This is a genomic window from Desulfofundulus luciae, from assembly GCF_030813795.1.
Lineage (GTDB): Bacteria > Bacillota > Desulfotomaculia > Desulfotomaculales > Desulfovirgulaceae > Desulfofundulus > Desulfofundulus luciae.
Window position 1 is genome coordinate 37,131 of sequence record NZ_JAUSUX010000017.1, and the last position, 17,443, is coordinate 54,573.

General features: G+C 53.7%; 17 protein-coding genes. 1 reads left to right on the forward strand and 16 read right to left on the reverse strand.

All coding sequences use genetic code 11. The features are described 5' to 3' along the window. Window positions 1–264: 264 nt before the first annotated feature. The 15 genes from J2Z49_RS10405 to J2Z49_RS10475 all read right to left on the reverse strand — a co-directional run bounded on the left by J2Z49_RS10405 (window position 265) and on the right by J2Z49_RS10475 (window position 15,622). Window positions 265–1,554, reverse strand: a complete 1,290-nt coding sequence (locus J2Z49_RS10405; protein WP_307402847.1) for an MFS transporter — start codon at window positions 1,552–1,554, stop codon at window positions 265–267. A 45-nt stretch (window positions 1,555–1,599) separates the two neighbouring features. Beyond that, window positions 1,600–2,349 carry an SIR2 family NAD-dependent protein deacylase gene (locus J2Z49_RS10410; protein ID WP_307402849.1) on the reverse strand — a complete coding sequence of 250 codons (750 nt, stop codon included), beginning with the start codon at window positions 2,347–2,349 and terminating at the stop codon, window positions 1,600–1,602. Between the two features lie 11 nt (window positions 2,350–2,360). After that, window positions 2,361–3,887 (reverse strand): class I adenylate-forming enzyme family protein, encoded by a 1,527-nt coding sequence (locus J2Z49_RS10415; protein ID WP_307402850.1) that lies wholly within the window; start codon window positions 3,885–3,887, stop codon window positions 2,361–2,363. A 2-nt stretch (window positions 3,888–3,889) separates the two neighbouring features. Continuing rightward, window positions 3,890–4,762: a B12-binding domain-containing radical SAM protein gene (locus tag J2Z49_RS10420; RefSeq protein ID WP_307402852.1), complete on the reverse strand. Its 873-nt coding sequence runs from the start codon at window positions 4,760–4,762 to the stop codon at window positions 3,890–3,892. 85 nt (window positions 4,763–4,847) lie between these two features. Then, window positions 4,848–5,876 carry a TRAP transporter substrate-binding protein gene (locus tag J2Z49_RS10425; protein WP_307402854.1) on the reverse strand — a complete coding sequence of 343 codons (1,029 nt, stop codon included), beginning with the start codon at window positions 5,874–5,876 and terminating at the stop codon, window positions 4,848–4,850. Between the two features lie 112 nt (window positions 5,877–5,988). Next, entirely contained in the window at window positions 5,989–7,191 is a 1,203-nt protein-coding gene (locus J2Z49_RS10430; RefSeq protein ID WP_307402856.1) for a pyridoxal phosphate-dependent aminotransferase, read from the reverse strand. A 112-nt stretch (window positions 7,192–7,303) separates the two neighbouring features. Beyond that, entirely contained in the window at window positions 7,304–8,275 is a 972-nt protein-coding gene (locus tag J2Z49_RS10435) for an acetoacetate decarboxylase family protein (RefSeq protein ID WP_307402858.1), read from the reverse strand. Window positions 8,276–8,310: 35 nt separating this feature from the next. Then, the gene (locus J2Z49_RS10440; protein WP_307402860.1) at window positions 8,311–9,276 is read right to left on the reverse strand and encodes an acetoacetate decarboxylase family protein; all 966 of its coding nucleotides are present in this window, start codon (window positions 9,274–9,276) and stop codon (window positions 8,311–8,313) included. A gap of 277 nt (window positions 9,277–9,553) precedes the next feature. Further along, entirely contained in the window at window positions 9,554–10,540 is a 987-nt protein-coding gene (locus J2Z49_RS10445) for an electron transfer flavoprotein subunit alpha/FixB family protein (protein ID WP_307402862.1), read from the reverse strand. Between the two features lie 19 nt (window positions 10,541–10,559). Continuing rightward, the gene (locus tag J2Z49_RS10450) at window positions 10,560–11,330 is read right to left on the reverse strand and encodes an electron transfer flavoprotein subunit beta/FixA family protein (protein ID WP_307402864.1); all 771 of its coding nucleotides are present in this window, start codon (window positions 11,328–11,330) and stop codon (window positions 10,560–10,562) included. Window positions 11,331–11,332: 2 nt separating this feature from the next. Next, the gene (locus J2Z49_RS10455; RefSeq protein WP_307402866.1) at window positions 11,333–11,911 is read right to left on the reverse strand and encodes a TRAP transporter small permease; all 579 of its coding nucleotides are present in this window, start codon (window positions 11,909–11,911) and stop codon (window positions 11,333–11,335) included. Then, window positions 11,880–12,275 (reverse strand): Zn-ribbon domain-containing OB-fold protein, encoded by a 396-nt coding sequence (locus tag J2Z49_RS10460; RefSeq protein WP_307402868.1) that lies wholly within the window; start codon window positions 12,273–12,275, stop codon window positions 11,880–11,882. The genes J2Z49_RS10455 and J2Z49_RS10460 overlap by 32 nt, the downstream gene beginning before the upstream one ends. Window positions 12,276–12,292: 17 nt before the next feature. Further along, window positions 12,293–13,462: a thiolase C-terminal domain-containing protein gene (locus J2Z49_RS10465; RefSeq protein WP_307402870.1), complete on the reverse strand. Its 1,170-nt coding sequence runs from the start codon at window positions 13,460–13,462 to the stop codon at window positions 12,293–12,295. Continuing rightward, the gene (locus J2Z49_RS10470) at window positions 13,462–14,448 is read right to left on the reverse strand and encodes a 3-oxoacyl-[acyl-carrier-protein] synthase III C-terminal domain-containing protein (protein ID WP_307402872.1); all 987 of its coding nucleotides are present in this window, start codon (window positions 14,446–14,448) and stop codon (window positions 13,462–13,464) included. The genes J2Z49_RS10465 and J2Z49_RS10470 overlap by 1 nt, the downstream gene beginning before the upstream one ends. Window positions 14,449–14,473: 25 nt before the next feature. Beyond that, complete coding sequence (locus J2Z49_RS10475; RefSeq protein ID WP_307402874.1) at window positions 14,474–15,622, reverse strand: acyl-CoA dehydrogenase family protein; 1,149 nt, start codon at window positions 15,620–15,622, stop codon at window positions 14,474–14,476. Between the two features lie 262 nt (window positions 15,623–15,884). Here J2Z49_RS10475 and J2Z49_RS10480 point away from each other — a divergent pair, with 262 nt between their 5' ends. Beyond that, the gene (locus J2Z49_RS10480) at window positions 15,885–17,057 is read left to right on the forward strand and encodes a DUF362 domain-containing protein (RefSeq protein ID WP_307402876.1); all 1,173 of its coding nucleotides are present in this window, start codon (window positions 15,885–15,887) and stop codon (window positions 17,055–17,057) included. 164 nt (window positions 17,058–17,221) lie between these two features. On the opposite strand, the gene J2Z49_RS10485 is transcribed toward J2Z49_RS10480, so the two are convergent. Beyond that, on the reverse strand, window positions 17,222–17,443 hold a 222-nt coding region (locus tag J2Z49_RS10485; protein ID WP_307402877.1), incomplete at its 5' end, for a hypothetical protein.

Sequence of the window (17,443 nt, forward strand, 5' to 3'; positions counted from 1 at the left end):
GTTTTTTCTAACATTTTGCCATAAATCCTCCAGCATGGGGAATTGGTTCAGCCAGTGGTAAGAAAATGCCGCCCGAAAGTCATTACCAGGCGGCGAAAGGAAAGCAGGAGCAAAACCCCCTCTTTTTTGTGATTAGCGGGGAAAGAGAGCCGGTCAAAAAGTTAGTCGGCGCGGCGGTTATTCCTCCTTTATTACGGTACTCCGGGATAAACCGCCGGTCCCGGGTTTTCAGGGGATTTTTCGACATTTTTGAAAACTTTATGGTCAATCCCCTGGAGACATGCTTTCGTGGCCACCGGCCCTCAACCCCACCTCCGGACGGCCTGAAGGTATACGGCCGCAGGCACGGAAAAGAACGTAGAGAAAAAGAAGCAACGTGAGCAGGGGCAACCAGGCCAGAGCGAAAAAAGCACCGCGGTAGGAAAAAAAGTCGCTCAAAAGACCGGTCAGGATGGGACCCAGAAAATAGCCGGTATCAACGGAGGCAGAAAAAATGCCCAGCGCAGTACCGCGGCTCCCCGCGGGTGCATGTTCCACCACATAGACATTCAGGGTGGGGTAGGACAAACCGTAGCCCAGGCCGTAAACCACCGCCACGGCTATTAAAAAGGCAGGTGTATGGAGCACCGATAGACCCATCATGCCCAGGGCAATCAGGCTCACCGCCGGCACTATCACCATCACCCGCCCCACTTTATCCGACAGACCACCCATGGTAAGGCGCACGAAAATGATAACCAGGGAGAAAATCAGAAAAAATAACGACGCAATTCCCGTGCTGGCCAGATGGGCAATGGCCAGCGGCAAAAAGGACATCACTCCACCCTGGGTACAGGAGCAGCTGGCAAAGATCAAGGAGGGAAATAACACATCCCTGCTTGCCAGCACCGCCAAAAACGGTTGCCTTTCCTCCCGCACAGCCATCACTTGGCTTCCGGGCAACCTTAAAATTAAGATAAAAGCCAGAGCCGCAGCCAGACTGGGAATAAGCACCACCAGTTTAAACGAGGCGGAAGCAGCCAGTTTCATCCCCACCGTAGGACCGAAACCCACAGCCAAACTGACACAGGTAGCATAAACAGCCACCGCCCGGGCCAGCCTTTCCCGGGGTACAATCTCGGTAATGGTGACGAGAGAAGACACGGTATAGGCGGCCAGACCCAGCCCATGCAGGAGGCGGTACACGGTAAGCAACACCAGGGAAGAGGTGGTGATATAGAGGAGCGGGGCTATGACAAAGATTCCTATTCCTGCCAGCATAAATATTTTGCGCTGAAAGCGGTCCACCAGGGTACCCACAAAAGGCCTCAGGAAAATGGCGGTAAAAGAAAAAGCACCTACCACAATACCGCTCTCGGTCCCGCCGTAACCGGCACGCTGCAGGACAATGGGAAAAACCGGCATAAAATAAAAATATGCTCCGTAAAAAATGCAGGAAGCGATATAAATAGAAAGAAAATTTAACGTAATGAAGCCCCTATCTCTTACATTATCTGCCATAATTCCACCCCTCAGGCAGCCCTCCGGCTTGAATTGCTTTCCCGTGACCACCATTGTTTGCCCTATCCCCCGGCTCTGCCTTTGAGAACCCCGGCGAATTTAACGGGTGGCCAACAGGAGGTTAACCACATCGGTCAGGACGCGCCCGATACTTTCCCGCACAACCACCTCGGCCCGATCATCCCAGGGAGTGGGGTCCCGGTTGATAATTACAAAACGGGGAACCCTGCCCGGCAGGTCAGCCACGGGGTACACCTGCAGGCTGGTACCAATTACCAGCAACAACTGGCAGCCCGCCAGCGCCTCCAGGGCTGCAAAGTAATCCGGGTGCATCTGGTCACCAAAAAGCACCGCCACCGGTCTTACCAGTCCGCCACAGGCAGGGCAACAGGGCGGGACAGTCCCGGCATTGAACTGCTCCACCACCTGGTCAAAGGTTTCTTCGTGGCGGCAGCGCAGGCAGTAAAAAGTCCTCAGGTGACCGTGAACCTCCCAAACCTGCTTTGAACCGGCCCTCTTATGCAGGCTGTCCACATTTTGGGTGATTACACCGGCCAGGTAGCCCATCTCTTCCAGCCGCACCAGGGCATGGTGGCCGGCATTGGGCTCGCAGTCGGCCCAGGTCAACCAGCGGGGAATGGCCCTCCGGTAATAGGCTTCGGGGTCCCGGTACAGGGCCTCTACACTGGCCACTTCCATGGGATTTTCTTTGGTCCAGCGCCCGGTCCCCGGGCTGCGGTAATCGGGTATCCCGCTTTCGGTGCTTATACCCGCCCCGGTTAAAGCCAGGGTTTTGCCGGACCAGCGCAAAAGCGTGGCAATACGCTCAATATCTTTTTCGTATGACACTTTTTCACCCCCTATATGCTGCGGCCCGAGGCCTCCCATTCCCTCAATACCTGTTTTCTCAATTTTCCCGTGGCCGTGCGGGGCAGACTGGCCACAAACTGGATATACCTGGGCTTTTTATATCCGGCCAGACGCCGGGCACAGAAACTTCGGATTTCTTCCTCCGAAATGCCGTTATCGGCTACCACAAAGGCCTTGATGGCTTCTCCCCACTGGTCATCGGGAACGCCGATTACGGCTGCTTCCCGCACGCCCGGGCATTGCAAGAGCACGTCTTCCACTTCCCGGGAAGAAACGTTCAGACCGCCGGTAATAATGAGATCTTTCACCCGGTCGGTGATATATAAATAACCATCCCCATCAAAGCTGCCCACATCACCGGTATGGAACCAGCCATCCCTCAGGGCCTCCCGGGTGGCCATCTCATCCTGGTAATATCCCAGCATCACCGTATGGTCTCCCGGCGCTCCGCTGCGGACGAGGATTTCCCCCGACCCCAGGCCCGGGTCGGCTATAGTTACCTCCACCCCCGGTACCGGCCGCCCGACAGAATGGGGCTTTTCCATCTGATCCCGCCCCCAGAGGCAACTGATCATTCCCGTTTCGGTAGAAGCATAAAAGCTATACAATTGAACTGCGGGAAGCACCTCCCACAGGCGCTCCTTTAAGCTTACGGGACAGCTTTCACCCGTCAGCAAAAGGCCCCGCCAGGAATCCATCTTTCTCAGTCGCTCAACCGGCACCTCCTCTAAAAGCATGCGGGCCATGGTGGGTACCATGCCTACCACCGTGGCTCTGTAGCTGGCAATAATATCTACCAGCTCTTTAGGCCGGTAGGGGGTACCCAGCAGACAGACGGTGCTGCCCAGACCCACCGCCTGGACCAGTCTCCCCCAACCTGTGCGGTGACAGAGGGGGGTGGTGATTACAAACACATCCTCTTCTTTAAAGGGAAACACCGTAAGGCAGTTAAAATATTGCCCCACCACCACGTTGGCGTTGGTCAACATGACTCCTTTGGGCTTCCCCGTGCTGCCGGAAGTATAGCAAATGGAATGAAGATCGGCCAGGCGGGGCTCAGGCCACAGGGGCTGAGAATCTCCTTCCAGTGGTATCCTTCGATAAGGTATGGCCCAGGGAGGCAAATCCTCTCCCGCCGCAATATATACCGGGCTTACCTTTATTTCCGGGAGTATCTCTTCCAGCACCGGACGGGTAAAATCATCAAAGGCCAGGGCATCGGGCCGGGAATGTTCCAGAATGTACTTTAGCTCTTCTCCCCGGGAACGAAAACTGACGGGAACCAGCACCACCCCCGCCCGGGAAGCGGCAAAAAATAATTCCACCCACTGGATGCTGTTGCGCAGGAAAAGCGCCAGCTTCTTTCCTCGTTCCAGGCCCAAAACCTTTAGGCCCCGAACCAGGCAGTCAACCCGCTTATCCAGCCAGCCGTAACTTACCTCCTGTCCGTTAAAAACCAAACAGATTTTCTGGCCCTGCCTTCGCGCATTTGCCCTTAATAAAAACGCCACATTCACCCTTAAATCCCTCCGTGACGAGCTTTTTCCAGCAATGCCTCGGGTATATCGAGAGCCATATCTATTTCCTGCAGCATCAATTCTCTCTCCTCGGGCAACTTACCGGAAATATCCCAGTAATTGGAGACGTGGTCGCTAAAAACCTGGCTGTTTACCTTTAAATTTTCAATCATCAACCTTATCTCATTTAGAATTCCGTGGGGCGAAACCAGTTGAAATTCCCCCCGCTGGCATTTCTCAAACAGGGGACTGCCGGGGCGGGGAATGAAAGTGCGGATGCGAATGAAATGCGGGTCAATGGCATTCAATACCTCAGCGCTGGCCAGGGCATGTTCCCGGGATCTCCCGGGCCCGCCAATCCCCATCAAGACGTACTCGCTCAACTCCATGCCGGCCTCCTTTACCATCAGGCCGGCAACAACCATTTCCTCCGCCGTGGCACCCTTGCGTATTTCGGCCAGGATCGTGTCGTCGCCACTCTCCATGCCCACGTGAATGCGGTTTAACCCTGCTTCCCTCAGTCGGCGCATCTCCAGAGGAGTTTTTCTAACGATAAACTTGGCCGAACCGTAAACGGTAATACGCTCCACATAAGGAAACAGTTCCCGGGCACAATCCAGTACCCGGCAGAGATCATCGGTTTTCATGGCAATGGTATTGCCATCCGGGAAAAAAATAGACCTAACCCCCTCTCCGTAATAATTCCGGGCAGCCAAAAGATCTTCCTTAATTTCTTCTACGGGACGGATGCGGAACTTCGTCCTTTTATAAATGGCACAGAAAGTGCACTGATTGTGAGGACAACCAATGGTTGCCTGGATCAACAGACTACCGGCTTCACTGGGTGGCCGGTAGATAACCCCTTCATAGCGCAAAGGATCATCACCTCTATAAATTTACAGGAGAGACGGGCCTGAACGCACGTCAAGCCCGTCCCCTTTCTCGTTATTCAATTTATATTTATATCTTATTTTCCCGCACCTTTTCCACCAGTTCTTTAATCAGGGGATCCTTGGCCATCCATTTGTCATATACCGGCTTAACCTTTGCCTTCCAGGGGGTCATATCCACCGCATAAACGGTTACGCCATGGGATTTGATGAAATCCAGATCCTTGCCTTCTTTTTCTTTGTTGATCTTGATGGAATCCGCTATGGCTTCCCAGGCCGCATCCTGGATAATCTTCTGATCTTCGGCGGAAAGGGACTTCCACTTATTCAGGTTCATAACCAGTACACAGGGGAAGGGGAACTGGTTGGAATCCAGCAAATATTTGCTTACCTCAAAGAGCTTTTCACTGTAAACCGAGCTGGGGTTCATCTCCATGCCGTCCACCATGCCGGTCTGCAAGGCGTTGTAAATCTCCCCGTAGGGCAGGGGTACCGGATTTACGCCGATGGCCTGCGCCCAGTCTTTAATCACTTCCGACGGGGGCACCCGGAACTTCATTCCGCTCACATCAGATGGAACAGTGGGCTTTTTCTTGGCAAAGAGCATATCCCGAAGACCGCCTTCATAAATGGCCAGCCCTTTCATGTTATGGGTCTCCAGCGTATCCAGCATCCGCCGGACCACATCGCTCTGCAACACTTTTTGCTCGGTATCGTAATCGGTAATCAGCCAGGGTAACTGCAGCCCGGCCAGCACCGGGGTATAAGCAGCAAACATGGAAGCAGAGACTAAAGCCATATCCTGAGTCCCGGCAATTACTCCTTCCAGAAGCTGCTTATCATCGCCCAGTTGCCTGGCGGGGTAGATGGTGATCTTAATCCGCCCGTTGCTCTTCTCATCCACCTTTTTGGCAAAGGCCTCCACGGACAGGTGATAAGGGTGCGTAGCTTGCGTCACGTGGCCCACTTTGAACTCCAATTTTGGCTTTTCCTGGCCGGTCCCTGTTTTCTCCTGTTTCGGTTGCTGGCCGCAGCCAGCCAGCACCGCTGCCACCACCAGGAATGTGACTGTTATCATGGCAATGAGCTTTTTCCTCACGAAAACCCCCCCTTTTTTGTCTCACAAATTTCCGGAAGCGGCCACCATCTCCGGCCGCTCCTCCGGAATAATCGCCTTTTTTATCCCCTATTTATCCGGGAAGCTCTTTACTCTAAGCTTCTTTGACTTTAGGTGCTTTACATTCAAACAACTTTTCCACCGCCTCCCGGATGCGTTTCAGCCCTTCCTCAATCTCTTCATCGGGAACGGCAAAGGTCATGCGCACAAAACCTTCTCCCTGGGAACCAAAAGCCGTCCCGCTCACCACTGCCACCCCGTAAGAATTCATCAGGTAATCGGTGAATTGCTGGGAAGTCATTCCGGTACCCGAAATGTTTGGGAAGGCGTAGAACGTGCCCTCGGGAGGCAGACACTGGATACCGGGGATTTTGTTCAAACCGGCCACGAAGCGGTCCCGCTTGCGCTTCAGGGACTGACGCATCTTTTCAAAGGCCTCCTGGGGACCGGTCAAAGCAGCCAGGGCTGCCTCCTGGATGAACAAAGCTACATTGGTAATGCTGTCCTGGAGGAAAATAGAAAGCTTTTCCGCAATTGGACGGGGAGCTACAATCCAGCCGATGCGGAAGCCGGTCATGGTATAGGTTTTGGAAAAGGTATCAATGACAATGGTACGGTCCCGCATTTCCGGGATCTCGGAAATGGTCCGGTGCCGCCCCTCGTAAACGATATGGCTGAAAATTTCATCGGAAATAACCAGCAGGTCGTGCTTCAGACAAATTTCGGCAATCTTTTCCAGATCCTTCACCACGCAGCCATTGGGACGCTGGGGCGTGTTCAGGATGAGCAGCTTGGTACGCGGGGTAATCACTTCTTCCAGCCGGTCCAGGTCGTACTGAAAGGTAGGCGGGTTTAAAGGCGCGTAAACCGGTTTAGCACCGCAAAAGCGGATCCACACCTCATCGGGCGGATAACCCGGGTTGGGGAAAATAACTTCATCCCCCGGATCCAGGAGGGTAAGCAGCGACATGAACAGGGCATGCTTTGCACCTCCGGTAACCACCACTTCATCCATCTCGGTGGGCCGCCCCCGGCTGGTCATTTCCCGGGCAATGGCCTCACGCAGGGGCGGAATACCCGGCCCGGGATCATAACGCACTCCTCCCTGCCTTAAGACCTTAATAGCCGCTTCACTTATATGCTCGGGCAGGGTAAAGTCCTCCCCGGCAAAATCGCCTTTTTCGAAATGGACGATGCGCTGGCCCAGTTTCTTTTCCAGCTCCTTGGCCCGGCGCATGCTTTCCCACTGTTTGGGGGGAACGAAGTGCTCTGTACCCCTGGCAAAACGAACGGTCATGATTTCAACCCCCTGTATTAGCATATGCATATCAACTAATTTGCTTTCAGGCAACAGAAGGATAGAGGGAAACCCTCTACCCTTCCGTGCCCAACCACTGGATATGGAACTTTTACACCCCGTAAGGCTTCGGGAAGCGGTGGCGCATGCTGTAGCGATAGGGTTCACCCATGGTGCAGAACTTGGCCACTTCATCAGCCGACCGGGTAACTTCCTTCTTCCAGATAATTGATGCCGGCGGAATAATCAGGTCGAAGCTAAAGCTTACCAGCCCGATCAGTTCTTTCACCGGTATCAGTGCACCCACATTGTCAAACGGTGTAGATGCCAGATACCAGGTGCGGATGTCCTTGGCCGTAGCGGTTTTAATGCTGTCGGGCTTGAGCTGGAACCGGTGCACACCCTGCCACAGGGAGTCGAGGTAGGTCAGGTTATACTCAGTCTTGGTAAGATCCGGAGAGGTTACCATGCGGTAATTTAACCGCCCCCAGTCCGTTTTACCATAAAAGACGGGCAGGCGCGGCAGGTCGCTCATTTTGTTGCCGGAATAACGGCCCGTGGCGGTGTGAATCAGGTAACCGCGGCGCTCCAGCATAAAGGAGAAGAATTCCTTCCCTGGAGGTTCCCAGCCGTTATCTTTTTTGCCACCATGCTCCAGGCAAGAAATATAAGCGATTTTCTTGGGGAAACCAAAGGGCTCCCGTCCGGCAAAAACGGCAGAATCCTGGCTCAGGTACATGTAGGGATAATACCCACCCTTATATCCACCGTAGCTGGCTGCCACGGTTACGCCCATTTCCAGGTAAGGGCCAAGCATGGTGTGATTGTGATCCACGTACCAGAACTCCACTACGTCATCTTCCAGTTGCAGGGGCTCCGGCAAAACTTTCTTTAAGTCCTTTTCATCGGCCTGGTAGATGAAGGCAAACCACCGGCTATTGGAATAAGTTAACGGAAGAATATCGATGTCAAAAACCGGATCGGCCACACCCTGACAGATAATGGTCTTGGGATCCCGCTCAAGGGGGTATTTAACCAGCGTACCGTCATTGGGAATGGAGGCTTCGTGTAGGAACTGGCCCATGAACCTTTCCTCCTTTTTCACATATAAGAGTTTTCTTATACACCATAGGGCTTCGGGAAACGATGCCGCATGCCGTACTTGTACATGGTCTCGTGCAGGCACTGGGCAATTTCAGCATCATTCCGCTCATACTTCTTGGTCCATAGCACCTGCGCCGGTGGAATGATCAAATCAAAGCTAAAACTCACCAGACCAATGAGCTTCTTCACCGGCACCATGGCTCCCAGGTTATCAAAGGGTGTTCCCTGGCAGAACCAGTTGATATCTTCTGCCTTCGCGGTTCTGATGCTGTCCATCTTCAGCTGGAAGCGGTGCTTCCCTTCCCACTCGGAGGGGAGGTAGGTGAGTTGCCACTCGGTTTCCCTCAGATCACCGGAAGTGACAACCTTCATGTTAAAACGGCCCCAGTCAGTCTTGCCGTAGAAAATGGGGAGACGCGGCAGATCCTGGAAGCTATTTCCCGAATACTTACCGGTAGCAGTATGGATTACATAACCGTTTCTGGCCAGCATGAAGGAGAAGAAATCGTTCCCCGGCTTTTCGTAGCCATCATCCCACTTGCCGCCGTGCTCCAGGCACCGGATGAAGGCCATCTTCTTGGGGAAGCCCAGTACCCGGCCGGCATCGGTGGCCGCATCCTGGCTCAGATACATGTAGGGGTAGTAACCGCCCTTATACCCCTGGTAACTGGCCGCCACCGTAACGCCCATTTCCAGGTAGGGCCCCAACCTGGTATTGTTGTGATCCACGTACCAGAACTCGACCACGTTATCTTCCAGCTTCAAGGGTTCGGGCAGGACTTTCTTGAGATCTTTCTCGTCGGCTTCATAGATAAAAGCAAACCACCGGCTGTTGGTATAGGTAAGGGGCAGGGTATCAATATCCCACAGGGGATCCACCACACCGTAAATAATACGCGATTTTTCGTCCCGCTCTAAAGGTTGAGCCGGAACCTCACCCGTTGCCATCCAGGGTGAATCCTTAACTCCCATTAGACCCATAGATTTAAAATCCTCCTCTCAGACAGTTTTAGGTAAATCTGAGCTGTTGTTGCTACAATTTTAATAATTTTCTGTCAAATAAGACTCAGTCTCTCTCACCTCCCATTATTTCAACCTTATCTTCTCCTTCCTCCTGTGTGAAAGTATAAAATCTGTTTCAAGGACCGCGTGTTGTATTCCTCGAATTGTCTCTTTCCCCAGGTAAGTGGTTGATATATTGACCCAGTGGTATCCTGCACGAATAAAAAAAGACCCCGGCGTGTGGGGCCCATAATGATCATCCTTGCTCCTTTAATTTTTTAAACTCCTGGATCAAAAGCGGAACCACCTCAAAAAGGTCCCCCACTATGCCGTAGTCGGCCACTTTAAAGATGTTGGCCTCCGGGTCCTTATTTATGGCCACGATATACTTGGAGGAACCCATGCCCGCCAGGTGCTGGATGGCACCGGAAATGCCGCAGGCAATGTAGAGGGTGGGGGAAACGGTCTTGCCCGTCTGGCCCACCTGCATGCTGTGGGGTGCCCAGCCGGCATCCACCGCGGCCCGGGAAGCCCCCACTGCAGCCCCCAGCACATCGGCCAGCTCTTCTAAAAGCCTGAAGTTTTCCGGCCCCTTCATGCCCCGGCCACCGGAAACAATGATGTCCGCCTCCGTCAGCTCCGGCCGGGTGCTCACCTGGCGCACCACATCTCTGATTATTTGACGGATACTGCCCGGCTGGGGATTTACCTCAATTACCTGGGCCGTACGGCCGGCCTGCGGCGGGTTAACGGGCAGAACATTGGGCCGCACCGTGGCCATCACCGGGCGCGCCTCAGGGCAAACACCCTCAAAAAAGGCTTTACCGGCATAGATGGGTCTCTTGAATACCAGTTGCCCGTCTTCCAATCTCACATCGACGCAGTCGGTAAAAAGGCCGGTATCCAGGCGTTGAGCCACGTGAGCGGCCAGATCCCTGCCCAGAACGGTGTAACCCAGTAAAAAAACACTGGGCTGGTGTTCCCTGACTAAGGCAGTAACAGCGCTGGTATAACCGTCTGTGGTATAATTTTCCAGGTCTTCGCTTTGTAACAAATATACTTTATCTGCACCATATTCAGCCAGGGTACCCGCCAGACCTGCCACGTCCCTGCCCGTTAATACGGCACACAATTCTTCCTTTTGCTCATCTGCTATTTTTCGCGCGGCACTTAAAAGTTCCAGGGTTACTTTTTTCAGTTTCCCGTCCTTTTGCTCTGCGTAAACCCAGATTCCACCAGGCATTCTTTACCCTCCCCGACTGTTAGATAATTTTGGCTTCTTCCCGCAGGGCACGGACCAGGGCCGCTGCAGCTTCGGCTGCCTCACCGGGTATAATCCTTCCGGGCTTGCGAGGTGGGGGTAAGTAATACTTCACTGCCCGCACTTTGGGAACCACCTGGCCTGCATCCAGCCCCAGATCCTGAAGGGTCATTTTCTGCATGGGCTTTTTCTTGGCCTGCATGATCCCCTTCATGGTAGGGTACCGGGGTTCGTTTAATCCCTTCTGGGCGGTGACCACGGCCGGCAGGGGTACTTCCACCACTTCGCTTCCCCCTTCAATTTCCCGGGTGGCCAAAACGCTCCCCTCCCCCACTTCCAGCCTGGTAACCATATTTACCATGGGCAGCCCAAGTATCTCGGCCACCCGGGCTGCCACCTGGGCTGAACCGTCGTCAATAGCCCGCCAGCCGGCCAGGATGATGTCGTACTGCAGGCCGCCAATAACCTTGGCTAAAATCGTTGCCGTCACGTACTCGTCTACTTCCATCCCATCCGGGCTAACCAGTATGGCCTTATCCGCCCCCATGGCCAGGGCCTGGCGCAGAGCCTCCTGAACCTGTGCTTCTCCCACGCTTACAACGGTAACTTCTCCCTTGCTTTTTTCTTTCACCCGCAGGCCCTCTTCTACGGCAAATTCGTCATAAGGGTTGATAATTAAACTAACCCCCTCGCGATTGATTCTTCCTTTCTCATCCAGGGTTATCCTGGCCTCGGTATCAAAGGTCTGCTTCAGCATCACCACTACGTTCATATTTACCCTCCTCTCCTATCTTCTCGGTAGTAGCCTGGTAACATCTGGCGGAACCGCTCCACACAGGCGAAAACCAGGAACAAAAAAGCAAGGGGGATGGGTAGATAACCCACTATGGCCGGAATCTGAAAGGCGGTGGTCACCTGGTTTAAAACAGTTGCCGAGAAAACAAAGGTAAAGCCGGAAAAGGCCAGAAATACCACCAGAAGAATGACCACCACCTGTCTGGTTAATTCCACCATTTTTTTAATCGCAGCAGGAAAACTTTCCACCACAAAGCTTAAGCGGACAAATTCCCCTTCCCGGTAGGCCACAAAGGCACCCAGCGTGGAAATCCAGATCATGAAGATGCCGCATACTTCATAAGCGCCGTACAGGGAACGCCCCGTCAGCTTGCGCACGAAAACCTCCGCCACCATGACCAGGAAAAAGAAAATCATAGTTACGGTCAACAACCAACCAGTCAAAGCGCTCAAAACGTTGACGGATTTGGTGAGAGAATCTTCCCGCATTGTACCTGGCGTCGGTTCCAGTTCCCGTTCCTGTATTTCAGCTTCCGGCTTTCTCAAACTTAATGCCATAATAAATTTCCCCTTCATCGCCGAGCTTTACGCGGCGAATGGTGGCCCTGACCTCATCCCCTACTGCCAGTTCATCCAGAGGCATTTTCACCATGCGGCCGGAGATCAGCATACCCTCTTCCAGTTTTAGCTCGGCCAGAATATAGGGTTCCTCGCCTTTGAATTCCGTGGGGGGATAATACACCACTCCCAGGTGGTTTACCCGTGCCCGGCCGGAAAAATTCACCCGCTCCAGGTTCCGGGAAGCACACCTGCCACAGCAGTATTTCTCCCACCAGGGATGCAGGCTACCACAATCAAGGCAGCGGTAGCCGTGCAGTTGAAGCTTATCCACAGCCATCCGGCGGTATTCGATTGTACTCACGCCATACCCTCCTTACATTATAAAACCCGCTGGTAAACGTAACATACGCACACCGAACCGGGACCGCCCCGGTTGATGCTTAAACCAAACTCGGGAATTTTGGGCACCTGGACGCCCGGGAATTCTCCCCTCATCTGCTGAACCACATCCACTATTTCCGTGGTTCCCGTGGCCCCCAGGGGATGCCCCTTGCTCAGGACACCACCGCTGATGTTCACGGGATGCTTGCCGTCGTGGTGGGTACCTCCCTCCATGACCAGCCTGTATCCCTGGCCATAGGGAGCAAAACCCGCCGCTTCAATGCCCAGGATTTCCTGTATGGAAAAGGCGTTGTAAATTTCCGCTATACCAATCTGCTCCGGACCAATGCCGGCCATGGCGTAGGCCTGCTTTACCGGCCTTTCCACCAGGGCCCAGTTGTCCTCCAACTGGTCCGTGCTGTTGTAGAAGGTACCGCTGCCCACCCCGGTGCCGATTATATAGACCTGTTTCTTACCGCTTGCCTTCATAATATCCTCATGGCAGAGCACCACCGCCGAAGCAGCATCCGTCATGGGACATACTTCGTACAAATGCAGGGGTTTGGCCACATAGGGCGACTTCAGCACCTCCTCCACCGTACACTCAAAACGCAACTGGGCATCGGGATTGCGGGCCCCGTAGTAGTGGTTTTTTACAGCCACGTGGGCCAGGTCGGCTTCGGTGGCACCAAAACGCGCCATGTAACGGGTGGCATACATGGCTACACCGGAAGGAAAGGTCAGCCCGCTGAAATACTCTTCTTTGCCATCGGCACTGTTGGCAATGATAGTGGTTCCCACATCGGTGGTCACGTCACTCATCTTCTCCGCGCCAATGACCAGAGCCGTACGATAAAAACCGGCCAGGATCCCCATCAGGGCAATCTGGGCAGCCCACCCGCCCGTACCGCAGGCGGCCTCACACCGCACGTTTGGCTTGGGAACCAGCCCCAGGTGGTCGGCGGCCATGGCGGAAACATTGTTTTCCATATTGAAACCAAGGGATGCCGCATTGCCCACCACCAGCACATCAATATCCCTGGGTTCCAGCCCCGCATCGGCCATGGCCTTCCGCCCCGCTTCTACCATTAAATCCCGGAGGGACTTATCGTAATGCGTTCCGTGTTTGGTCTTGCCCACGCCCAGGACTCCTACTCGAATCGGCATCAAGCACCAAACCTCCTTTGGAAAATGGTCTTCCAGTAGGTGGCCAGATCCACCGGCATGGCGGCAGCCATTTTTTCCCTGACCCCGCAGGGGGGTGGATCTGCAGTTAAGGAAAGGGAAACGCTCACCGTGTTACCGTGACCGTAGCCCACCGCCAGAATCCGGTCGCCCTCTGCGGCCTGTTCAAAGGCCATAGCCAGGTTTACCGCAAAAGTAGCACTCCCCAGGTTGCCCACCGCCGAAAGGGAATTAACCGGTTCCCACTGGTCGTTTTTAATACCCCGCCTGGCCAGAACCCTGGTCCAGCGGAAGCGGTTTAGTTGAAGGGGCACATAGCGGTAACCGCCCAGATTCTCCGTCCCCCCACGGGTTGTTAACAGGCGGCTGAGAGCCCGGTCGAAATTATCGTCCAGCATTTCCGGGCGGTACCTGAGTACTTCCTCCCCCCGCAGACTCCAGAGGTCGTAGCTCTCGATTTCGTAATCCGCCACGATATCTTCTACCCGGGCAAAACCCCGCGGCGCCACCATGAAGGCTGCTGCCCCGGCCCCCCAGGCCATCTCTACTTCTTCCCCCGGCCGGTAGCGGGGGTGCTCCGCACAAACCACCAGAATACCTTCGGAACTACCGCCTTCAACCAGATTCACCGCCAGGCTGAGGGCCTCTGCCGCCGCCAGGGGACCACCTGCCAGGTCCCAGCAGGGGAGACTGGAATCCAGACGCAACATCTTTCCCAGCAGAGAAGAACCCTTTTTATGGGTGAAGGGCAGGGAATTGCAGGCCAGGATTACTCCTCCTACCCGGTTCCTTTCCACAATACCCTTGGCGGCCTCGTAAGCCATGGTAAGGCTATCTTCGTCCATTTCGGCCATGGCAATGCCCTTCACTCCGGCCGGACTTTTTCCGTAAAGCGACTTTAAAATATCACCGCTCACCCGTCCGCGGGGAATGTACACCCCGTAATCCGCAACAAAAGCGCCGGCCATGATACCCTATCACTCCTTTTACCGGTTATAGGCCCAGTTCGCGGGCAATGATCAGACACTGAATTTCAGTGGTTCCTTCGGTAATGGTGCTCAACCGCACGTCGCGGTAGAACCGCTCCACAGGGTATTCATCCACATACCCGTAACCGCCCAGAATCTGAATAGCCTCGTAAGTGGCAAACTGGGCCGCTTCGCAGGCCATCAGCTTGGCCATAGCTGCTTCCTTTAAACAGGGCATTTTCCGGGAGTACATATAAGCCACTTTAAAGGCGTAGGTCCGGGCTGCCTCTAACCTGGTCAACATATTGGCAAATTTAAACTGGATGGCTTGAAATTGAGAAATGGGCTGGCCGAAAGCCTTACGTTCCTTTGCATAGGTAAGGGCTGCTTCAAAGGCGGCATAGCCGATAGCCACCGTTTTCACCGCCTGGGAGATGCGCGCCCCCAGCAAAGTTTGCAGGCTCTGCATGAAGCCGTTGCCTTCTTCACCACCCAGCAAATTTTCCGCCGGCACCAGACAATCCTCAAAGGCCAGTTCCGCCGTATCCGAGGAACGGTGGCCCATCTTGCCCTTTAATTTACGGGTTACCTGAAAACCGGGAGTGTCTTTTTCCACAATGAACAGGCCCATACCCTTTTTGGCTCCCTGGCTCTTGTCCAGGTAAGCCAGAACCAGTACAAAGTCCGCAATGGAACCGTTGGTGATAAAAAGCTTGGAGCCGTTTAAAACGTAGCCGTCGCCTTTCCTTTTGGCCGTGCTCTGCAGGGCGGCCACGTCGGACCCGGCATTGGGCTCGGTAATGGCCAGGGCACCAATCTTGTGCCCCTCAATGCCGGGTATCAGAAACCGCTCTTTCTGCTCCTGGGTACCAAAGCGGTAAATGGCACCGAGGGCCAGGTCACAGTGGGCATCGACGCTGGCGGCAATACCGGCACATACCTTGGAAATCTCTTCTACAAACAGGCACTGTGTTACCTTATCGGCTCCAATTCCCCCGTATTCCTCGGGAAAGGGTATGCCCAAAAAGCCCAGTTCCCCCATCTGGGGAAACAACTCCAGCGGAAACTTTTCCTCTTTCTCTGCCTCTTCCACCAGCGGCTGGATAACTTCCTGGGCAAATTCCCTGGCTGTCTTCTGAATCATTTTTTGTTCCTCAGTTAATTCCAGATCCATGATTTCCCACACCTCCGTGGTATTAGCTTTGATTTTTTAAAATTCTAACCCAGTTCACGGGACGGAGGCGCCTTTACTATTGAACGGTTGAGAAATGGCCGCCAACGGTTAAGAAATAAGCGCAAGTGGTTGCAACTCGACTTCCCGGCATACCGCTGGACCGCCAAAAACGTCCGTTGGAAATCAATAACACTTTGTCGCGTAACATCTTTATTAAGATAGAAGTGACTATAAAATCCAACCTGAAAGCAGGTGATTACCGATGGCTGTGGTTTCCATAGTGCGTTACAAACCGGGAGGAGAAAGCCTGCGCAGGGCCATTGAGCTCTGTGAGGGCTTTGCGGAATTGAAGAGCCATGCCCGGGTTTTAATCAAGCCCAATGTGGTCATCGGGGATGAGAAGTACCGGAATTTCGTCAAAGGTGTACTGACCTCGGTCCCGGTACTGGAAGAGCTAATAGGATTGCTCCGGGAGTTCGGCTGTCAGAATATCACCATTGGAGAAGGTTCCATCACCAACGAAGAAATGGGCCTTTCCACCGGCACCGCCTTTACGCTGGCGGGAATCGGGGAAATGGCCCGGCGGCTCGGCGTTAATTTAATCGACTTTCACCAGCAGGGTTTTGTAAAGATTGACCTGGATGGACACCAGGTGGAGGTAGCCGAAGCAGCCCTGGAGGCAGATTTTCTCATCAACGTGCCGGTTTTAAAGACCCATGTTCAAACCAAAGTTTCTCTGGGGTTAAAAAATCTGAAGGGCACTTTAAGCATGACCAGCAGGAGGATTTTCCACCGCTACGGGGTCGAGAAATACATAGCCCTTCTGGCAGGCAAATTAAAACCTCAACTGACCGTCCTGGACGGCCTTTACACCGTCAACTACGGTCCCGTCCATTACGACTACAGGGAGTTGAACCTGCTGGTGGCCGGAAGGGACCCTCTGGCCGCAGATGTGGTGGGTTCCAGCATTTTAGGCATACCGCCCGAAAGGGTGGAACATCTGGTCATATACGCATCCCTGCAGGGACGCAGGCCATCCCTGGAAGGAATAGAAGTGAGGGGGGAAAAAATCAGCCAGGTGGCCATAAGGGCCGAATGGGAAACCACCTGGCTGCAGAATATCATCAATTCTTTCGGGATTAAGGGAATCAGGGCCCAAACCCCCGGTCCTTCCCTGTGCTCGGGCTGTATGGTTACGGTAAACAACGTCCTCAGGAAATTTGGCAGGGAATACAGCGGTGCCACCTTTGATAACATTGAAATATGCACCGGGAGGGAACCCCGGCCCTTCAAAGACTCCAGGCTGGTGTTCTTGTTCGGCAATTGTTCGCTGGAAAGCAACCCGGAGGTAGAGGGAGCCATAAAGGTAAAGGGGTGCCCCTTGAGTTTTGCGGCCTGCTACGAAGCACTGAAAAAGCACGCCATACCTCTTTAGATTACGGGCAGGTTAAAGGGCAATTCACCGGGCCTTTAACCTGCCCGCTTTTTTGTATTTACCTGCTGGCTCTTGTTCCTTCCTGACGGGTTTACCTAACCGGGTAGTCTTGCTACCAGCCAACCGGGTAAAAAGACCCCCCGAAAACCACCCTCTCGGCGGTTTTAATACTGCCCTTTGGCATGGTGACAACAGAAAACAGTTAAGGGATAATAAACTCGGGATGTACCTTCCCCACGGGCACCGGTGCCAGGGAAGTAGTCAAAAAATTCTATATAATTTTTAGGGAGGTTTAGCATGAAAATCGCGTAGAAAAAATAAATAACCATCTGCCCCATTATATGGTAATTAATGGGTACAACAGAAATATGGGGCACAAAAAGGTT